The sequence below is a fragment of the Sphingobium xenophagum NBRC 107872 genome (genome assembly GCF_000367345.1).
GTDB classification, from domain to species: Bacteria; Pseudomonadota; Alphaproteobacteria; order Sphingomonadales; family Sphingomonadaceae; genus Sphingobium; species Sphingobium xenophagum.
The window spans coordinates 32,106-48,794 of record NZ_BARE01000006.1; the positions used below are offsets into that span (position 1 = coordinate 32,106).

The window sequence follows — 16,689 nt, forward strand, 5'->3', positions numbered from 1 at the left end:
TGGACGCAAACATGCTTTGCGAACCATTAACCTTATTCTGGCAGGGCTGTGCGCAAGCAGCATGCCTGCTGCGGGGTGGAATGTGGGGCAAGGCAATGATGGGACGGCGAAGCAATTTTTTCCAGCTGGCAGCGATAATCGCGGTTGCCATGGTGGGGACGCCAGCGTCGGCCGAAACGCTGATGGAAGCATTGGCACTGGCGTACAAGGACAACCCTTCCATCACCGCAGCCCGGGCCGACCAGCGCGCCGTTGACGAGAGTGTCGCCATCCAGCGGTCCAGCGGCCTTCCCTTCGCGGACAGCAGCATCAGCTATTCCAACAATATCTATCGCCAGTTTCCCCAGATTTCTGCGGGTGAAGCGCTAAGCATGAACGCGCAGGTGGTTTTACCGCTCTATAATGGTGGCTCCGTCCGCAATGCCGTGAACGCCGCTAAATTGCGGGTCGAATCCGGCCAGTTTTCGCTGCGCAGCGTCGAGGCGAATCTGTTCCAGTCCATTGTCGCGACCTACATGAATGTGTTGCGCGACAGTGCGATCGTCGAATTGAACCGCCAGAATGTCCGTGCGCTGGACATCAACCTCAGCGCTGGTCAGGAACGGTTCGAGGTTGGCGATCTGACCCGGACCGACGTGGCCCAGTCCCGCTCCCGCCTGGCGTTGGCGCGCTCCAGCCTGCAAAGCGCCCAGGCGCAGCTCATCGCGTCGAAGGAAAATTACATCGCCCTTGTCGGCAAGCCGCCGCAAAATCTTGAAGTGCCCCCCGCGCTGCCCGGCTTGCCTGAAAGTGCAGAAGCGGCCGTGGCGCTGGCGCTGGCAAACAATCCTGCCTTGCTTGCGGCCAACAAGGCCCGCGACGCGACGCGATATGACGTGAAATCCGCCAATGGCCAGATCATGCCGCGGGTCAGCGCCTTCATCAACGGATCGCAGACGGACTATCTGGGGTCCACGGTAGTCAATCAGGGCGGCATAGTGAATGTCCGCAATGACAAGGCGGCATCAGCAGGGGCGACTATTTCCATTCCCCTGTATCAGGGTGGGCGCCCCGGCGCGCAGCAGCGCCAGGCCGTCGCACGCGAATCGAGCGCGATCGAGCAGGCGACCGCGACCGAACGCGCCGTGATCGCGCAAACCCGCGCCTCTTATGCGCTTTGGCGCGCTGCACTCGAAACGATCACCTCCGCAGAAGAAGCGGTCAAGTCGGCCGAACTGGCGCTTGATGGCGTAAAGGTTGAAAACTCCGCAGGGTCGCGAACCATCCTCGACATCCTCAATGCGGAGCAGGAATTGCTCAACACGCAAGTCCAATTGGTCAGTGCGCGCCGCGACGCCTATGTGTCGGCCTTCACGCTTCTGGCCAATATGGGCCGGGCCGAAGCGCGCGATCTGGGCATCGATCGGCCCTATTATGATCCCAAGGATAATTATGCGCGCAGCACGGGCAAATTTCTGGATTTTGACTTTGCGCCCCAACCCAAGCCGATCAGTTCCAGCACGGCTGGCACACCGCCACAGCAGCCAGCCACCATACTGATCCCCGGATTTTCCGGCTTTTAACGATTGGCGCGCTGCACGGCGCGCCATGGTTACGAGCGGTTAACCCTCTTTGGCTATCATTCTCGTTCGCAGATGATGCTGTATCGACAGGAGGCAGGGATGGAAGCAACATCAGCCGGACAGATCGCCGCCATCGTTCGGGCAGAAGCAGGCAAGATGCGCGCGGCGATTGACGGAGCCAGCGACGGTGCCCAGGTGAGCCTGCGCGTGAGCGACTTTGCAAAGCTGGCGCAGATGATGGAACGGCTCGCCGACAGCGTCACCGTCCGTGCGGACGGTTCGCTGGGCGGATCGCGTCATTGGATCCCACTGGACAAGTTTGAACGCCTGCGTGCGGAGGCAACGCATTGGCAAGCCGAGTGCGAGAAATTGCGCCGCGAGGCTCAGATCGACAGCCTGCTTCGTCTGTAGCCAGTCAGGGTAGCAGGAGCATCAGCCCCGCGACAAAAGCTGCCCAGAACGTCACGATCATCGCCACGATAGCGGCAAAAATCGCATAGTTGCGGAACAATTTCCATGGCTTGAGCCGCCTGGCGCGCGGACGCGACGTACCGCGCCAGGGGACAAAAGCGGCTTCCACCTCGACGATTGACTCCATGTACATGGCTCATCTCCTTAAATCTCTACTTAAACAATAGAGATTGGAAATGCGAGATAGATTCTGCCAAGGCCCGGTAAAGCCGCGATTTCACCTGTGTGGGCGCAAGCGTGGCGAAATGGCGAGCGCCGCGCGCCGTCATTTCGCCATCGCGGTGCGCGTCAATAAGCGGCCAGGGGTGCGGGCAGCGCATCCGCCCACGCCTTGATCACCGCCGCTTCCTTGACCTGCCCCGTCTGGCGGGAATGCAGCCCATCTGAACTGTCATTGGCAAAGTCGGCCCAACGATCGGTCTGTGTGGGGTCTTCGACTGCCGCTGAAATATCGACAAGCCCCGACAGCCCATAGGCCGCAAAGTTGGTCCTGACCTCGTTGTTAAACGTCTGACGCCCGTCATTCGCGCTGTTGGCGTATAGCCCGACCGGAATATTGGACCCGTTGGTGGAGGGGGCCATCGTCGTCCACCATATCCGCACCTGCGGATTGATCGCCTTCGCCTTTGCGACAAAGGCCGCGATGTCCCCCAATATCTGGCTGGCCGTGCGTCCGCTGCTCATGTCGTTGACGGACCAGTTGCATAATATGTCGCTGACATGGGCAATGATCCCGATCCGCAAGACCGGCTTGGCGAAGTCGCCCGCGACAAAATCCTGGATCTTGGACCCCGACCGTGCCTGCATCGCGTGCGGAATGCCCGCCTGTTCCAACGCCATGCGTGGCGGCCCGCCCGCCGTCCCGGTGCCGGGCCCGGCATTACCCGATACGCCATAGAAACGACTGTCGCCGCAAACCAGCACAGTGGGACCATGATCTTTGGCCAGGCCGATCAGTACCCCCGGTGCACCATCGATTTGGGCCCTTGCTCCGCCATCTGCGGGAAGAGCGCCAGTTTGCATCAACCGATCTACGCCGATCGTGGTGCCCCTCTGATCTTCTCCCTCAGGCGTACCAGGCCCGGTCATGGGAAAGTTGGCGCGGGTGTCACCGACCAGATTGTCCTTCATCGATCGATGCCAGACCATGACACCGGGCGGGAATTCGGACAGGCCGAGCGCGCCGGGCAGGAGATCGTCGGACCATAGCAGCGCGCCGCCGGGGATCGTACCGATAGCGCTGCCGGACCAGGTCACCCGCCCGACCGCCGGGCCGATTTCCAACGCCCTTTGTATCGATTGCGGGCTGACTGCCGTTTCGGCCTGGTCGGACCCGATGATGAATGCCGCATCGGCGTAGCGCAACGCGGTGATGTGCGCGTTGGACAGCATGTCCCTTATGCGCCCGCTGGTCCGCGCCGAATTGGGCGTTGATACATTGCCGATTCCATAGGCGCTTTCACCGCCGCGGACGGTGGCAAGGCGCCATAGCGCCTCCGGGCGCGCGTTTGCCGGACCGCGCGCGCCACGGCCAAAGCCATATCCGAGCCGGGTCATCAGGCAAGCGCCACGATATTGGCGGCTGTCGTGCCCGTCGCGCGGACGTAACGGGCGCGAACATCCAGCACCTGTCCGTCGGCGACATTGAGGAAGTTGACGTCAGCGGTGCCATCGACGCCCCGCAATATGACCGTGCCGCCAGTGCCGATGTACAGCGCTTTGGGCACGACGGGCAGAGCGTCGCTGTCATGGGGAACGACGGCGTATGGCGCCCGCGCCGATGCAATCGGATTGTCGATGAAGCTGGTATAGGGATCGGTCATTTTGCGCCTCCTGCATGAAGAGGCGACTCACATATGCCGAGCCATGGCCTGTAGGACAGCAAATAGGATCGGCAACCGAAAAATTTTATCCTATTTGGTTCATAGAGTTGGCATTTTCTGGTCGCATGGTCGGGCTGGCTCGCCTGGCGTCCCCGCGTCGGCGCGCCCGTTTTTCCTCGATGGCGATGACTTCGAACAATTCGTTGGGGTAGCGGCGTGCGCGCTGGCGCAAAATATCTATGCCCGACGACAGATATATCGCGACGATCAGGATCATCATCGCGGACATGTCTCCCAATCCGGCAATGTCCCCGGTGGCGATGCGTGCGCCACCCGCCAAGATGACCAGGATCAGCGTCGCGGCCAGCAGATCGGACCGACGCGAACGGGGAAACGCCACGAGCAGCGCCGGGAACAGGACCGCAACCGCCGAGAGCGACAACCAGGATATGGCGGAAGGCGACAAATGAACCCTGTCCGTCGCAAGCATGACCCCAGCGGCCAGAAGGGCCAGCGTCATCAGTCCAAGCGCATAGCGCGTGGTCAGGATGAGGGATTTTGGATTGGGGAACATGCCGTTACCTTGTCGCCGTGTCTTGGTGCCAAAAACGGCATAGGCCCGCCTCCCTTAAACCCGAATCACTCGTTAGGGTTAACTGGCGGAAAACCACGAATTTGCCTCGCAGGACGCCCGTGCCCGGCTTCATGATCATATGTTGAGTGGATATTGGCCGAATTGATCGACCGACGAAGGGAGCAGAGAGCCATTTACAAGCGGGTCAAGGCCAAGTTGCGCCTTCCCAAGCACAAGCCAATCGTGCATGTCCGACCAGTCGTCCGTCACTGAGCGGGCAAGGGGGACGCGTATTGATGATCGATTGGGTGCACAGCCTGGCTGGCCTGCTCGTGGGCTTGCTCGTTGGAATAACCGGCGTGGGCGGTGGGTCGCTGATGGCACCCATCCTCATCCTGCTGGTTGGAATCGTGCCAGTCACTGCCGTCGGGACCGACCTGTGGTTCGCGGCGATCACCAAGACCGTCGGGGGCGTCGTCCATCATCATTTCGGGAAGCCCGACTGGACCGTGGTGCGTCGCCTGTTGATGGGCAGCCTTCCGGCATCCGTCCTGACGATCGCATTATTGTCCAAACTGCCCCGCAGTTCCTTCCAGAGTGATCTTATCCTTTCGGCGCTCGGCGTCTTGCTGATCATGACGGCGATCGCCACGCTTTCGCGTCGGCAAATCCATGATTATGCCCGCGATATGCAGGAGGACACGGCGCAACGCTTCCGGCGTATGCAATTGCCGCTGACGGTGCTGGCCGGATTCATCCTGGGCGTGCTCGTCACGCTGACGTCCGTGGGGGCGGGCGCACTGGGGGCGACCATGCTGATCGCGCTCTATCCCATGCGGATGAAGGCGGCGCGCCTGGTGGGCACTGATATTATCCACGCCGTGCCGCTGACGGCTGTGGCGGGGCTTGGCCACCTGTGGATCGGCAATGTCGACTTTGCCTTGCTGGGGTCGCTGCTGGTCGGATCGATACCGGGCATCATCGTCGGATCGCTGCTGTCGTCCAAACTGCCCGACCGTCTGGTCCGGTCGGTGCTGGCGCTGGTACTGATGCTGGTCGGCATAAAGCTGCTGGTGGGCTAGTCACTTATGCACGTCGCGACATTTCTTCAGGACCTTGCCGGCGGCGGGGCGGAGCGTGTGGCCGTCCTGCTGATGAACGGACTGGTGGCGCGCGGCGAACGGGTTACGCTGATCCTGGCACGGCGGGAAGGCCCTTATCTCGACGATCTCGATCCGGCGATCGAACTGGTCGATCTTGGCAATCGCCGTTCCATTTCCAGCATTCGCCCGCTTGCCCGCTGGCTGCGTTCGGCACGGCCGGATATTCTCGTCAGCCATCTCACCCATGTTAATGTCGCCGCTGCGCTGGCCAACCGGATCGCACGGGCGGGCATCCCGCATGTGGCGGTCGAACATAATCAGATGGGGCAGAATTATGCGCTGCTGACCAACCGCTCGGTCAAGGCGGCCTATCGTCTGGCGCGATTCGTCTATCCGGGCATTTCGCGGGTCGTCAGCGTCTCTCAGGGCGTCGAATCGGCTGTCCTGGCCTTTACGCGCGGTCACCCGCACAATCATCAGGTCATCCACAATCCTGTCGTCACCGACGGGCTGATGGCGCTTTCGGGCGAAGCGGCGGAACATCGCTGGTTGACCGACGGGGCAGGCATACCCGTTCTGTTGGGTTGCGGGCGACTGCATCACCAGAAGGGCTTCGATGTCCTGATCAGCGCTGTGCGCAAGGTGCTGGATGAACGCCCCGTCCGGTTGGTCATTCTGGGCGAAGGCCCGCTGCGTCCGCAATTGGAGGCGCAGCTCAAATCCTTGAACCTGGACGATCATGTCGATCTGGCAGGATTCAGCCGCAACCCATTCGCAATGATGCGCGCTGCCGATGCCTTCATATTGTCGTCGCGTTGGGAAGGCTTGCCGACCGTATTGATCGAAGCACTTGCCTGCGGTGCCAATATCGTTGCGACCGATTGCCCCAGCGGCCCGCTCGAAGTGCTCGAAGGCGGCAGGTTCGGACTGCTCGTCCCTGTCGATGACAGCGACGCCTTGGCCAAGGCCATAGGCGCTTCTCTGGATATGCCGCTCGACAGGGTATCGGCCAAAGCGCGCGCAGCCGATTTCACGCTGGATCGCGCGGTCGACAATTATATGGCGCTGTTTGGCCATTTGCGGTCGCGGGGCTGAACGTCAGCACGATGATGGGATGAACACCGGCGGGGCTGCGCGTCGCGGCCCAGGTCGATCCGTGCTAGCCCACCCAAAGCCGGCCTGCTTTCCGCCGCTTCTCGTTCGATCCTCAACGGTATCTTTACGATTTCTTAGGCGAATGGGTCCAAATTGCCGTCCCCGGCTATGGAGCCTGCCAATGTCAGTTCGAGCGACCCTGTACAGCGATAATCGTGGCGCGCAGCGAATGCAGCTGGACCGCGCTTCGACCTTGCGCGATGGTGAGGATACGCCGTTCGACGTGCAGATCGAGGATATCTCGCTCACCGGCTTTCGTATGCAATTGCCTTTCGAGATTTTGCCTGATCAGGCGACGACCATCGGCGTGCCGGGCGTCGGCATCAGGGCAGTGCGGATCGTCCGTGTCGAAGGAACGATCGCTGGCTGCGCCTTCGTGCAGCCACTCAATCGCGCGGAACTCGACACGATTCTCCGCTTCGACAGTTCCGTCGTCCAGGAAAACTTCAAATATCAGGCCGCTCCCGCGAATATTGCGGAAAAGGATGGTTCTGAACTGTCCGCAGAAACAGCGGGTCTCAGCCCACCTCAAAAACTGGCGATGGTCGCTGGTGCAGCCTTGACCATCTGGCTGCTGATTCTGGCAGCCATGTTTCTCATTTAGGGCCGCGTCCGCCACCCAACACGATCATCGCTGCTAAACATGGACTCCCGCGCGATAGCGCCTGGGAGATTTTCGTGCGCCCTTCCGCCGGACGGCCGCACTTTTTCCAAAATTTGGTCGGGACGAGAGGATTCGAACCTCCGACCCCCACACCCCCAGTGTGATGCGCTACCAGGCTGCGCTACGTCCCGACCGGAGGGCGGCTCTTAGAAGCACATTCGCCAAGTTGCAAGGGGTTCGATGCTGCTCTTTTGCGGCTGCTGCGTATCGGCCTAATCATATTGCCTCCCCGCCTGCATCTGTGGTAGCCGCCGCGGCTTGATCCGTGGGCGCTATGTGCGTCCTGCGGCCGACAGAAACCAAGGCGCGACCTGCTTCAGGAAAGTCCCACCCATGTTCATATCGACAGCCTTTGCCCAGACTGCGGGCGGGCCAGCATCCGGCAGCGGCATATTGGTGCAGATGGCGCCGCTGGTCCTGATCTTCGTGGTATTCTATTTCCTGCTGATCCGTCCGCAGCAAAAGCGGATGAAGGCGCACAAGGCGAAGATCGACGCAGTGAAAAAAGGCGATCAGGTGATCACCGGTGGCGGCCTGCTGGGCAAGGTCACGCGCGTGGACGAGATTTACGCCGAAGTCGAAATCGCGCCGGGCATGAAGGTGAAGGCGGTCAAGTCCACCCTGACCGACGTGCTCGACCCGACCACTGCCAAGCCAGCGAACGACTGATCCCACGATGCTGAACTTTTCGCGCTGGGCGGTCTTTGCGATCATCCTGCCGCTGGCGATCGGTGTGCTGTGCGCCGTACCCAGCTTCCTGCCGGATTCGGTCGTCACCCGGCTGCCCGGTTTCATGCAGACGCGGGTCAATCTGGGTCTCGACCTGTCGGGCGGCAGCCATTTGCTGCTCGAAGCCAGCACGCAGGATGTCGCCAAGCAGCGGCTCACCAATATGGAGGAGCAGGTTCGCACCGAATTGCGCCGGGGCGACCCCCGGATCGCGATCGGCGACATCTCCAGCCGCGACGGGAAGCTCAGCTTCATGGTCCGCGATCCGTCGCAGGTGGACGCTGCGGTCGAGCGTATTCGTCCGCTGACGCAGGGCGCGGGCCTTACCGGACAGCGCGATTTCAATGTCGAGGTGGTCAACAGCTCCACCATCGTCATCACCCCGACCGAAGCGGGGATCAACAATGCGGTCAAGAGCGCGATGGAAGTCGCGACCGAAGTGATCCGCAAGCGCATCGACGAGATGGGCACGCGCGAACCCACGATCCAGCAGCAGGGCGACAACCGCATCGTCGTACAGGTCCCCGGCCTGCAAGATCCCAAGGCGCTGAAGGATCTGCTGGGCCAGACCGCGAAGCTGGAATTCAAGCTGGTCGATTTCACTGCCAACCCCGCCGAAGTGGCGCAGGGTCGCGCGCCGGTGGGCAGTGAAGTGCTGCCCTATCCCGACAATCCATCGGGCGTGCCGCTGATCGCGGTCAAGCGGCAGGTGATGGTGTCGGGCGAGGATCTGACCGACGCGACGCAGGGCTATGACCAGAATAGCCAGGCGATCGTCAACATCCGCTTCAATGGCTCTGGCGGGCGCAAATTCGGGCAGGTGACGTCGCAGAATGTCAACCGCCCCTTTGCCATCATCCTGGACGGCAAGGTGCTGTCCGCCCCCAATATCAACGAACCGATCCTGGGCGGCAGCGCGCAGATCAGCGGCAATTTCACCGTCGAAAGCGCCAACCAGCTGGCGATCGCGCTGCGGTCGGGCAAGCTGCCGGTGGCGTTGACGGTGGTGGAGGAACGCACCGTCGGTCCGGGGCTGGGCGCCGATTCGATCCGCGCGGGGCTGATCGCGTCGGTCATCGCGGTGGTCGCGGTCGCACTCTTCATGTTCGTGAGCTATGGCCGCTTTGGCATGTATGCCAATCTGGCGGTCGCCATCAACGTGGCGGTCATATTGGGCGTGATGGGCATGTTGGGCGCGACGCTGACGCTGCCGGGCATTGCGGGCTTTGTGCTGACCATCGGCACGGCCGTGGACGCCAACGTGCTGATTTACGAACGTATCCGCGAAGAAAGGCGGCGGGGGCGCAATGTCGTCCAGTCGATCGAACATGGCTATAAGGAAGCGAGCCGCACGATTTTCGAGGCGAACGTGACCCACGCCATCGCCGGCGGCATCATGCTCGCGCTCGGCTCCGGCCCGGTCAAAGGCTTCGCCATCGTGCTGCTGATCGGTATCGCGACCAGCGTGTTCACGGCCGTCACCTTCACCCGCATGATCGTCGCCAACTGGGTGCGCCGCACCCGGCCGACGGACATCACGATATGATCGCGCCACTCCCCCTCCCTGCCCGTCATCCTGACGAAAGTCAGGATCCAGAGCGCCAAGCGCAGCGCTCCGGGCACTGGATCCCGGATCAAGTCCGGGATGACGAAGGAAGCCTGCCATGAAACTTCTGAAACTCGTCCCTGACAATACCAATATCGGTTTCGTCGCGATGCGGAAATGGGCGTTCGCGCTCACCGCCTTGCTGACCGTGCTGGCCCTTGGCGCAACGGCCTACAAGGGGCTGAACATGGGCGTCGACTTTGTCGGCGGTCTGATGATCGAGGCGAAATTTCCGCAGAATGTGGAAACCGACAAGGTCCGCGCGACGATAGGATCGCTGGGTGTGGGCGAAAGCTCGCTCCAGCAGTTCGGCGATCCCAAGACGGTGCAGATCCGCCTGCCCCTGCCTGAACAGGGCGGCGCTGGCGCGGCCAACGCTGTGGTCGAAAAGACGCGCAAGGCGATGACCGCGCAATTCCCCGGCGTCACTTTCTCCCGTTATGACACGGTATCGGGCAAGGTATCGGGCGAACTGATCCAGAATGGCGTACTGGCCGTGGTGCTGGCGATCCTGGGCATCGCGGTGTTCAGCTGGTTCCGCTACGAATGGCAGTTCGGCGTCTCCACCTTCGTCGCGATCGTCCATGACGTGTTGATGACGCTGGGCTTTTTCGCCGTGACGCAGCTGGAATTCGACCTCAACATCGTCGCGGCCGTGCTGACGATCGTCGGCTATTCGATCAACGACAAGATGGTGATCGACGACCGTATCCGCGAAAATATGCGCAAATATCGCAAGATGGACATGAAGGCGCTGATTGACCTGTCCGTCAACGAAACCCTGCCGCGCACGGTGATGACGTCGGTGACGATCATGCTGGCGCTGGGCGCGCTGCTGCTGTTTGGCGGTCATGTGCTGCGTGGCTTTACCGCGGCCATGATGCTGGGCATTATCGTTGGCACCTATTCGTCGGTCTATGTCTCCTCCTCGCTGCTGATCTCGCTGGGGCTGACCCCGATGTCGTCGGAGAAGAAAGCGAGCAAGGCCAACATCGCCGCGCAGGCCGAACGGGTCGGCCCACGGGACGGAGCGCAGCCCTGAGCGGCGAGAAACGCATCGGGATCGAACTGCGCCGCGACGACAGCGGCCAGGGGCCGATCGTCACTGGTTTCCAGGGGCGCGGCTTTCGGGTGCGGGACGATGTGTTTCCAACCGGGCTGTTGCTCAGCCCGGTACGGGCGATGGCGTGGGACGATGCCCCGCCGATCGACGCGCTGACGCTCGCCGCGCTGGGCGATCTGTTCGACGGGGACCCGCGCCCCGAATTTCTGTTGCTGGGCACCGGCGCGGGATTGCGCCAGCCGCCCCGGCCCTTTGTCCGCGCGGTCGAGGCGCTGGGGATCGGCGTAGAGGCAATGGACAGCCGCGCCGCCGCCCGCGCCTGGGGCGTGCTGCGTGCCGAAGAACGTTGGATCGTCGCAGCGCTGCTGCCGCTCTGACCTGTCCTTCAGGTCGGATGCTTGTCCGCCATATAGGACCAGCTCTGCCGGATCAGCGCCTCCAGAACATCCATGTCGATGCCCGACAGGCGCTTGATGTAGAAACATCCCTTGCCGCGCCGATGCTTGCCCAGCGGCCCGCAATCCTCGTCCGATATGCCCGAAAGATAGAGGACCAGTTCCGCCTTGCGCGGGGAAAAGGCGATACGCGACGCATCCCCCTCGCGCCCGCTGTCATAGCGATAATGATAGCGACCAAAACCGATGATCGACGATCCCCACAGGCGCGGCGGCTCGCCGGACACGGCCTGCATCAGCGTGGCGAGCCTTTCCCCATCCTCCCGCCGTTCGGGCGGTTCGACCGCGGCGAGAAACGCTGCCGCGTCGCTATCGGTCTCGATCGTCTTGTTGCTGTCCCTACCCATGACTTGTCATCCCCGGCTTCGACGCGTAGAGGCTAGCCTGTCATCTGGGGAGTAGCCAGCCGTTCCAGCGCAAATGGAGCGGGCCTTATGTCAACATATTTGGCCGAGAGGTCATGGCATGGGGGACGCGGAACAATCTGCGTAAGGCGAGACCAATGGCATCGGCGCTTTTCTGTCCGGCCGGGCGGGAGGCGACGGTGGCATTGCGTCTATCACTTCCGCCCGGCCCCGGATATTGTCTGATGGAAGCTCTGTTTACCTCCACCGCACTCGTCGCCCTTGCCGAAATGGGCGACAAGACGCAATTGCTGGCGATGTTGCTGGCGACGCGCTTTCGCAAGCCCGTGCCGATCATCTTGGGCATTTTGATCGCGACAATCGCCAATCATTTCCTCGCCGCCCTGCTGGGCCACTCCATCGCGGGCGTGCTGACGCAGGACTGGTTCCGCTATGCCGTAGCATTGAGCTTCATCGCCATGGCCGCATGGACGCTGGTGCCCGACAAGATTGACGAAGATGCGCCGCTCAGGGCACCGTCGAAAGCGGGCGTGTTCCTGACCACATTGGTCGCCTTCTTCCTGGTGGAAATGGGCGACAAGACGCAGGTAGCGACCATCGCGCTGGGCGCGCGATTCGATAATCTGATCGCGGTGACGACAGGCACCACGCTCGGCATGATGATCGCCAATGTTCCCGCCGTGCTGTTTGGCGAGGCGCTGGCCAGGAAAGTGCCCATGCGCGCGTTGCAGGTTGGCGCCGCGTTGCTGTTCCTGCTGCTGGGCCTGTGGATGATCGCCGATTTGGTCGGCTGGATCGGGTAAAGCGGTTGTCAGCGCGGCGCGGCTGGGGCAAGGGAATGGGCAGCATATTCCCTCTCGGACGAACGTGGGTCAGGTGATGAAAGACTATCTGGTTACGATATTCGGCGGCGGCGGCTTTGTCGGTCGTCAGGTGGCGCAGGTGCTGCTGGCGCGCGGCGCGCGGGTGCGGATTGCCCAGCGTGATCCCGCCACTGCGCTGCGGGTCAAGCCACTGGGCGGGCTGGGCCAGGTACAGTTCATCGCCGCCGACATCCGCAACCCCGCCAGCGTGGCGCGAGCCGTGGCAGGCAGCGACATCGTCATCAACCTGGTGGGCATATTGAAGGGCGATTTCGACGCCTTTCACCATCGCGGCGCGGCCAATGTCGCCACGGCGGCGGCGGACGCCGGTGTCAGCGCGCTGGTCCATATGTCGGCGATCGGTGCCGACGCCGATAGCCCGTCTGCCTATGGCCGGTCGAAGGCGGCAGGTGAAGCGGCGGTAAAGGCTGCTTTCCCCAACGCCACCATCATCCGTCCGTCGATCATCTTCGGTGCGGAGGACCAGTTCCTCAACCGCTTCGCGCAGATCGTCGCCATGCTGCCAGTGGTCCCCGTGATCGGCGGCGCGACCAGGTTCCAGCCCGTCTATGTCGCTGATGTCGCGCAGGCTATCGCCAATGCGGCAGAGCAGCCCGGTGTCCATGGCGGTCAGACCTACGAACTGGGCGGGCCGCAGGTGCTGAGCATGAAGGACATCAACCAGTGGATCGCCAGGGCAACTGGCCGGGACAAGGCGCTGGTCGATGTGCCGCATGCGGCTGCGAAGCTGCTTGCGATGCTGCCGGGCGGGCCGATCACCAGCGATCAACTGGCGATGCTGGGGCGTGACAATGTCGTGGCGCCGGGGGCCAAGGGGCTGGACGCACTGGGCGTCGTCGCTACGCCGATGGCGGGGGTCGCGGACAAATGGATGGTCCGTTACCGCAAGCATGGTCGCTTCGCCGGTCGGGTGAGCGCCTAAGGGCATGGCTCCGCCGCGACGCGGGGCTATCAGCTGCAAGACAATCTTCTCCTTCATCGTCATGCTGAAGCATGTTCAGCATGACGTTCGGGGTGACGGGATGATTATCGGAGGACGATCCCAATCATGGACCTGCACTATCTGACCGTCATCCTGCTGGGTATTGTCGAAGGGCTGACCGAATTTCTGCCGGTATCCTCGACCGGGCACCTCATATTGGCCAGCGAATTGCTGGGCTATGATGCATCGACCTGGGCGATGTTCAACGTCGTCATCCAGCTTGGCGCCATTCTGGCGGTCGTTGTGCTCTACTGGCGCACTTTCTGGGCGGTCGGCATGGGGCTTTTGCGGCGTGAGCCGGTAAGCTGGCGGTTCCTGCGCAATCTGCTGATCGCCTTCATGCCCTCGGCCGTTATCGGCCTTGCCCTGCACGATTATATCGAAATTCTGCTTGGCGCGCCGCAGGTGGTTGCCTGGGCCTTGATTGCCGGTGGCATCGCGATCCTGCTGATCGAACGGGCGGTCAAGGATCAGCGATTTCATGGCATCGCCGATATTCCGACGGTGCGTGTATTGGCGATCGGCTTCATCCAGTGTCTGGCCATGGTGCCGGGGGTCAGCCGGTCCGGCGCGACGATTATGGGCGCGCTGATGCTCGGGGTCGAACGGCGCACGGCGGCGGAGTTCAGCTTCTTTCTCGCCATCCCGACCATGTTGGGCGCAACCGCGCTGGAACTGATCAAGAAGGGCGATCAGATCACCAGCGCAGCGGTAGGCTGGGGCAGCATAGCCTTGGGCTTTGTCGTATCCTTCATTGTCGCGTTGCTGGTCATCCGCTGGTTCGTCGGGCTTGTGTCCAAACATGGCTTCGCGCCTTTTGCCTGGTACCGAATCGTCGCTGGCGTGGCCGCTCTGATATGGCTGGGGATGAGATAGGGCCGAAACGGTCTATTTATGCGATAAGTTCCTGCGATCATTTCGCAACTAGAGTGGATACAGGGTGTAATTTAGACAGCACTATTGACCTAAAATACAGAATCCGCGTGACTCCGCGGGTTTTTATGCTATGCGCGCCCTTGTAACTTGAGTCAGGGGCGTATCATGGCCGACAATCCAATGCTGAAATTCGTAGGCAAGGGACAAGCCTACCCCGACAAGCGCGATGCCGATGCCCGCGCCGACGACTTTCTGGAAATCAGCCGCAGCTTCATCCTCGACAAGGCGGAAGAACAGGCGTCGCGCTGCTCGCAATGTGGTGTGCCATATTGTTCAACTCACTGTCCGTTGCACAATCACATCCCCGACTGGCTGCGCCTGACCGCCGAAGGCCGCCTGCGTGAAGCCTATGAATTGTCCAACCTGACCAGCACCATGCCCGAAATCTGCGGCCGCATCTGCCCGCAGGACCGGCTGTGCGAGGGCAATTGCGTCATCGAATTTTCCGGCCATGGCGCCGTGACGATCGGCAGTGTCGAAAAGTTCATCACCGACACCGCCTGGAAGGAAGGCTGGGTCGAACCGCTGGTCCCTGGCAAGCCCACCGGCCAGTCGATCGGCGTGATCGGTGCGGGGCCGGCTGGCCTCACCACGGCGGAATATCTGCGCGCGGCGGGGCATGAGGTGCATGTCTATGACCGGCATGATCGCGCTGGCGGATTGCTGACCTACGGCATCCCCGGCTTCAAGCTGGAAAAGGACGTGGTCATGCGCCGGGTCCAGCGGTTGCGCGATGGCGGCATCGTCTTTCACGAAAATTTCGAGGTTGGCCGCGACGCGACATTGGAAGCGCTGCGTGAGAAGCATGACGCGATCCTGATCGCCACCGGCGTCTACAAGCCCCGCGACATTCGCGCGCCGGGCGTTGGCGCGCCGGGCGTGGTCAAGGCGCTCGATTATCTCACCGCCTCCAACAAAGCCGGTTTTGGCGACGATGTCCCCGAACATGCGGATGGCAGCCTGCTCGCGACCGGCAAGAATGTCGTCGTCATCGGCGGCGGCGACACGGCGATGGACTGTGTCCGCACCGCGATCCGCCAGGGCGCGAAATCGGTCAAATGCCTCTACCGCCGCGACCGGGAAAATATGCCCGGATCGCAGCGCGAAGTCGCCAATGCCGAGGAAGAAGGCGTCGAATTCGTCTGGCTGACCGCGCCGATCGCCTTTGAAGGCACCGAGCATGTCACCGGCGTCAAGGTCACCAGGATGCGGCTGGGCGCCCCCGACGCATCGGGCCGCCGCGCGCCCGAGCCCGATCCGGGCAGCGAACATACGCTGGAGGCCGATCTGGTCATCAAGGCGCTTGGTTATGACCCTGAAGAATTGCCGAAAATGTTCGGCGCGGACGACCTGTCCGTCACCCGCTGGGGCACGCTGCGCGTCGATCACAAGACGATGATGACCAGCATGGACGGCGTGTTCGCCGCAGGCGACATCGTGCGCGGCGCAAGCCTTGTCGTCTGGGCGATCCGCGACGGCCGCGACGTGACCGAGCATATGCACCGCTATTTGAAGGCGAAAGCCAAGGCAGCGGGCGAGAGGGTTGCGGCGTGATGCGCGCTGCTTTTCTCTCCCTTTCGTGCCTGCTCCTATCGGCTCCGGCCGGTGCCCAGGTTCAGGCTGAGGCTTCGACGGCAACAGGTCAATCTGTCGATCCGGTACGTTTGGCCAAGGCCAAGCCGATCGCTTCTGTCATTCTGCCGGACGGCACCATCGAAAAGATGATGGGGCCGATGATGCAGAAGATGATGGGGCCGATGATGGATGGCATGACCAAGATGCCGATCCGCGAATTTCTGAGGATGGGCGGCCTTGATCCAAAACAGGTGGATAATCTGGGCGAGGGTACCGTCGAGGAAATGATGGCGATCATCGACCCGAATTTCCGCAAGCGGATGGACGTCGTCGTCAACACCATGATGCCGGCGATGGGCCGTTTCATGGGGCGATATGAGCCGGATATGCGGGAAGGCATGGCCGAGGCCTTCGCCTACCGATACACTGCTGCCGAACTGGACCAGATCGCTACGTTTCTAAAGACCCCCATTGGCGCCAAGTTCGGTGCGGGTTTCATGGAGCTTGCCGCCGATCCGCATTATATTGGTCGGATGCAGAAGGTTATGCCTGAGATGATGCAGGCCATGCCGGAGATCATGAAATCGTCCGCAGCCGAACTCGAAAAGCTGCCAAAGCCGCGAACATATAATGAGCTGACAAAAGCTGAACGCGACCGTCTTACCGCCTTACTCGGCAAGGACGCGAAGAAGGCAAACTGACAATCGACGCCGATCAGGTCGGCAATCAACGGAAATGACAG

19 protein-coding genes, 1 tRNA gene and 1 riboswitch are annotated in these 16,689 nt (G+C 61.9%); of the genes, 14 read left to right on the forward strand and 6 right to left on the reverse strand.

Going from position 1 to position 16,689, the window contains the following annotated elements:
- Positions 1-80: 80 nt before the first annotated feature.
- On the forward strand, positions 81-1,562 hold the full coding sequence (locus tag SX1_RS02770; protein WP_019051819.1) for a TolC family outer membrane protein: 1,482 nt from the start codon (positions 81-83) through the stop codon (positions 1,560-1,562).
- Positions 1,563-1,661: 99 nt separating this feature from the next.
- Positions 1,662-1,973, forward strand: coding sequence for a hypothetical protein (locus SX1_RS02775; RefSeq protein WP_229380560.1), 312 nt, complete (start codon positions 1,662-1,664; stop codon positions 1,971-1,973).
- A gap of 4 nt (positions 1,974-1,977) precedes the next feature.
- On the opposite strand, the gene SX1_RS02780 is transcribed toward SX1_RS02775, so the two are convergent.
- From SX1_RS02780 to SX1_RS02795, 4 genes are all read right to left on the reverse strand, one after another.
- Positions 1,978-2,166, reverse strand: coding sequence for a hypothetical protein (locus SX1_RS02780; RefSeq protein ID WP_026149440.1), 189 nt, complete (start codon positions 2,164-2,166; stop codon positions 1,978-1,980).
- Positions 2,167-2,321: 155 nt separating this feature from the next.
- A complete protein-coding gene (locus tag SX1_RS02785) occupies positions 2,322-3,590 on the reverse strand; it encodes an SGNH/GDSL hydrolase family protein (protein ID WP_019051821.1) in 1,269 nt (422 codons plus the stop codon).
- Positions 3,590-3,856 carry a spike base protein, RCAP_Rcc01079 family gene (locus tag SX1_RS02790; protein WP_019051822.1) on the reverse strand — a complete coding sequence of 89 codons (267 nt, stop codon included), beginning with the start codon at positions 3,854-3,856 and terminating at the stop codon, positions 3,590-3,592. Before SX1_RS02790 ends, SX1_RS02785 begins: the two co-directional genes overlap by 1 nt.
- A gap of 85 nt (positions 3,857-3,941) precedes the next feature.
- Entirely contained in the window at positions 3,942-4,430 is a 489-nt protein-coding gene (locus tag SX1_RS02795) for a hypothetical protein (RefSeq protein WP_019051823.1), read from the reverse strand.
- A gap of 296 nt (positions 4,431-4,726) precedes the next feature.
- Here SX1_RS02795 and SX1_RS02800 point away from each other — a divergent pair, with 296 nt between their 5' ends.
- The 3 genes from SX1_RS02800 (at position 4,727) to SX1_RS02810 (ending at position 7,292) form a co-directional block, all read left to right on the forward strand.
- A complete protein-coding gene (locus SX1_RS02800) occupies positions 4,727-5,512 on the forward strand; it encodes a sulfite exporter TauE/SafE family protein (RefSeq protein WP_017181753.1) in 786 nt (261 codons plus the stop codon).
- A 6-nt stretch (positions 5,513-5,518) separates the two neighbouring features.
- Entirely contained in the window at positions 5,519-6,628 is a 1,110-nt protein-coding gene (locus tag SX1_RS02805) for a glycosyltransferase (RefSeq protein ID WP_019051824.1), read from the forward strand.
- 181 nt (positions 6,629-6,809) lie between these two features.
- Entirely contained in the window at positions 6,810-7,292 is a 483-nt protein-coding gene (locus SX1_RS02810) for a PilZ domain-containing protein (protein ID WP_370670727.1), read from the forward strand.
- Positions 7,293-7,406: 114 nt separating this feature from the next.
- On the opposite strand, the gene SX1_RS02815 is transcribed toward SX1_RS02810, so the two are convergent.
- Positions 7,407-7,483 (reverse strand) — tRNA-Pro (locus tag SX1_RS02815).
- 202 nt (positions 7,484-7,685) lie between these two features.
- Between SX1_RS02815 and yajC the strand changes: the two genes are divergently transcribed.
- The 4 genes from yajC (at position 7,686) to SX1_RS02835 (ending at position 11,127) form a co-directional block, all read left to right on the forward strand.
- The gene (gene yajC, locus SX1_RS02820; protein WP_017181750.1) at positions 7,686-8,021 is read left to right on the forward strand and encodes a preprotein translocase subunit YajC; all 336 of its coding nucleotides are present in this window, start codon (positions 7,686-7,688) and stop codon (positions 8,019-8,021) included.
- A gap of 7 nt (positions 8,022-8,028) precedes the next feature.
- Positions 8,029-9,627 (forward strand): protein translocase subunit SecD, encoded by a 1,599-nt coding sequence (secD, locus tag SX1_RS02825; RefSeq protein ID WP_019051826.1) that lies wholly within the window; start codon positions 8,029-8,031, stop codon positions 9,625-9,627.
- 118 nt (positions 9,628-9,745) lie between these two features.
- A complete protein-coding gene (gene secF / locus SX1_RS02830) occupies positions 9,746-10,729 on the forward strand; it encodes a protein translocase subunit SecF (protein WP_019051827.1) in 984 nt (327 codons plus the stop codon).
- 56 nt (positions 10,730-10,785) lie between these two features.
- Entirely contained in the window at positions 10,786-11,127 is a 342-nt protein-coding gene (locus tag SX1_RS02835; protein WP_081490874.1) for an Mth938-like domain-containing protein, read from the forward strand.
- Positions 11,128-11,135: 8 nt separating this feature from the next.
- Here the strand turns inward: SX1_RS02835 and SX1_RS02840 are convergent, their stop codons facing one another.
- Positions 11,136-11,552, reverse strand: coding sequence for a DUF1801 domain-containing protein (locus tag SX1_RS02840; RefSeq protein ID WP_019051829.1), 417 nt, complete (start codon positions 11,550-11,552; stop codon positions 11,136-11,138).
- 33 nt (positions 11,553-11,585) lie between these two features.
- Positions 11,586-11,776, forward strand: a riboswitch (yybP-ykoY riboswitch).
- A gap of 18 nt (positions 11,777-11,794) precedes the next feature.
- Here SX1_RS02840 and SX1_RS02845 point away from each other — a divergent pair.
- The 5 genes from SX1_RS02845 to SX1_RS02865 all read left to right on the forward strand — a co-directional run bounded on the left by SX1_RS02845 (position 11,795) and on the right by SX1_RS02865 (position 16,648).
- Positions 11,795-12,373: a TMEM165/GDT1 family protein gene (locus SX1_RS02845; protein ID WP_019051830.1), complete on the forward strand. Its 579-nt coding sequence runs from the start codon at positions 11,795-11,797 to the stop codon at positions 12,371-12,373.
- A 76-nt stretch (positions 12,374-12,449) separates the two neighbouring features.
- Positions 12,450-13,376, forward strand: a complete 927-nt coding sequence (locus SX1_RS02850) for a complex I NDUFA9 subunit family protein (protein ID WP_019051831.1) — start codon at positions 12,450-12,452, stop codon at positions 13,374-13,376.
- Between the two features lie 126 nt (positions 13,377-13,502).
- Entirely contained in the window at positions 13,503-14,312 is an 810-nt protein-coding gene (locus SX1_RS02855; RefSeq protein WP_017181743.1) for an undecaprenyl-diphosphate phosphatase, read from the forward strand.
- 165 nt (positions 14,313-14,477) lie between these two features.
- On the forward strand, positions 14,478-15,926 hold the full coding sequence (locus SX1_RS02860; protein ID WP_019051832.1) for an NAD(P)-dependent oxidoreductase: 1,449 nt from the start codon (positions 14,478-14,480) through the stop codon (positions 15,924-15,926).
- Positions 15,926-16,648, forward strand: coding sequence for a DUF2059 domain-containing protein (locus SX1_RS02865; RefSeq protein ID WP_026149441.1), 723 nt, complete (start codon positions 15,926-15,928; stop codon positions 16,646-16,648). Before SX1_RS02860 ends, SX1_RS02865 begins: the two co-directional genes overlap by 1 nt.
- The last annotated feature ends 41 nt before the right edge of the window (positions 16,649-16,689 follow it).

Coding starts and splice junctions, on each gene's coding strand:
- SX1_RS02770 (WP_019051819.1), top strand. CDS start 81: ATGTGGGGCAAGGCAATGATGGGACGGCGAAGCAATTTTTTCCAGCTG.
- SX1_RS02775 (WP_229380560.1), top strand. CDS start 1,662: ATGGAAGCAACATCAGCCGGACAGATCGCCGCCATCGTTCGGGCAGAA.
- SX1_RS02780 (WP_026149440.1), bottom strand. CDS start 2,166: ATGTACATGGAGTCAATCGTCGAGGTGGAAGCCGCTTTTGTCCCCTGG.
- SX1_RS02785 (WP_019051821.1), bottom strand. CDS start 3,590: ATGACCCGGCTCGGATATGGCTTTGGCCGTGGCGCGCGCGGTCCGGCA.
- SX1_RS02790 (WP_019051822.1), bottom strand. CDS start 3,856: ATGACCGATCCCTATACCAGCTTCATCGACAATCCGATTGCATCGGCG.
- SX1_RS02795 (WP_019051823.1), bottom strand. CDS start 4,430: ATGTTCCCCAATCCAAAATCCCTCATCCTGACCACGCGCTATGCGCTT.
- SX1_RS02800 (WP_017181753.1), top strand. CDS start 4,727: ATGATCGATTGGGTGCACAGCCTGGCTGGCCTGCTCGTGGGCTTGCTC.
- SX1_RS02805 (WP_019051824.1), top strand. CDS start 5,519: ATGCACGTCGCGACATTTCTTCAGGACCTTGCCGGCGGCGGGGCGGAG.
- SX1_RS02810 (WP_370670727.1), top strand. CDS start 6,810: ATGTCAGTTCGAGCGACCCTGTACAGCGATAATCGTGGCGCGCAGCGA.
- yajC (WP_017181750.1), top strand. CDS start 7,686: ATGTTCATATCGACAGCCTTTGCCCAGACTGCGGGCGGGCCAGCATCC.
- secD (WP_019051826.1), top strand. CDS start 8,029: ATGCTGAACTTTTCGCGCTGGGCGGTCTTTGCGATCATCCTGCCGCTG.
- secF (WP_019051827.1), top strand. CDS start 9,746: ATGAAACTTCTGAAACTCGTCCCTGACAATACCAATATCGGTTTCGTC.
- SX1_RS02840 (WP_019051829.1), bottom strand. CDS start 11,552: ATGGGTAGGGACAGCAACAAGACGATCGAGACCGATAGCGACGCGGCA.
- SX1_RS02845 (WP_019051830.1), top strand. CDS start 11,795: ATGGAAGCTCTGTTTACCTCCACCGCACTCGTCGCCCTTGCCGAAATG.
- SX1_RS02850 (WP_019051831.1), top strand. CDS start 12,450: ATGAAAGACTATCTGGTTACGATATTCGGCGGCGGCGGCTTTGTCGGT.
- SX1_RS02855 (WP_017181743.1), top strand. CDS start 13,503: ATGGACCTGCACTATCTGACCGTCATCCTGCTGGGTATTGTCGAAGGG.
- SX1_RS02860 (WP_019051832.1), top strand. CDS start 14,478: ATGGCCGACAATCCAATGCTGAAATTCGTAGGCAAGGGACAAGCCTAC.
- SX1_RS02865 (WP_026149441.1), top strand. CDS start 15,926: ATGCGCGCTGCTTTTCTCTCCCTTTCGTGCCTGCTCCTATCGGCTCCG.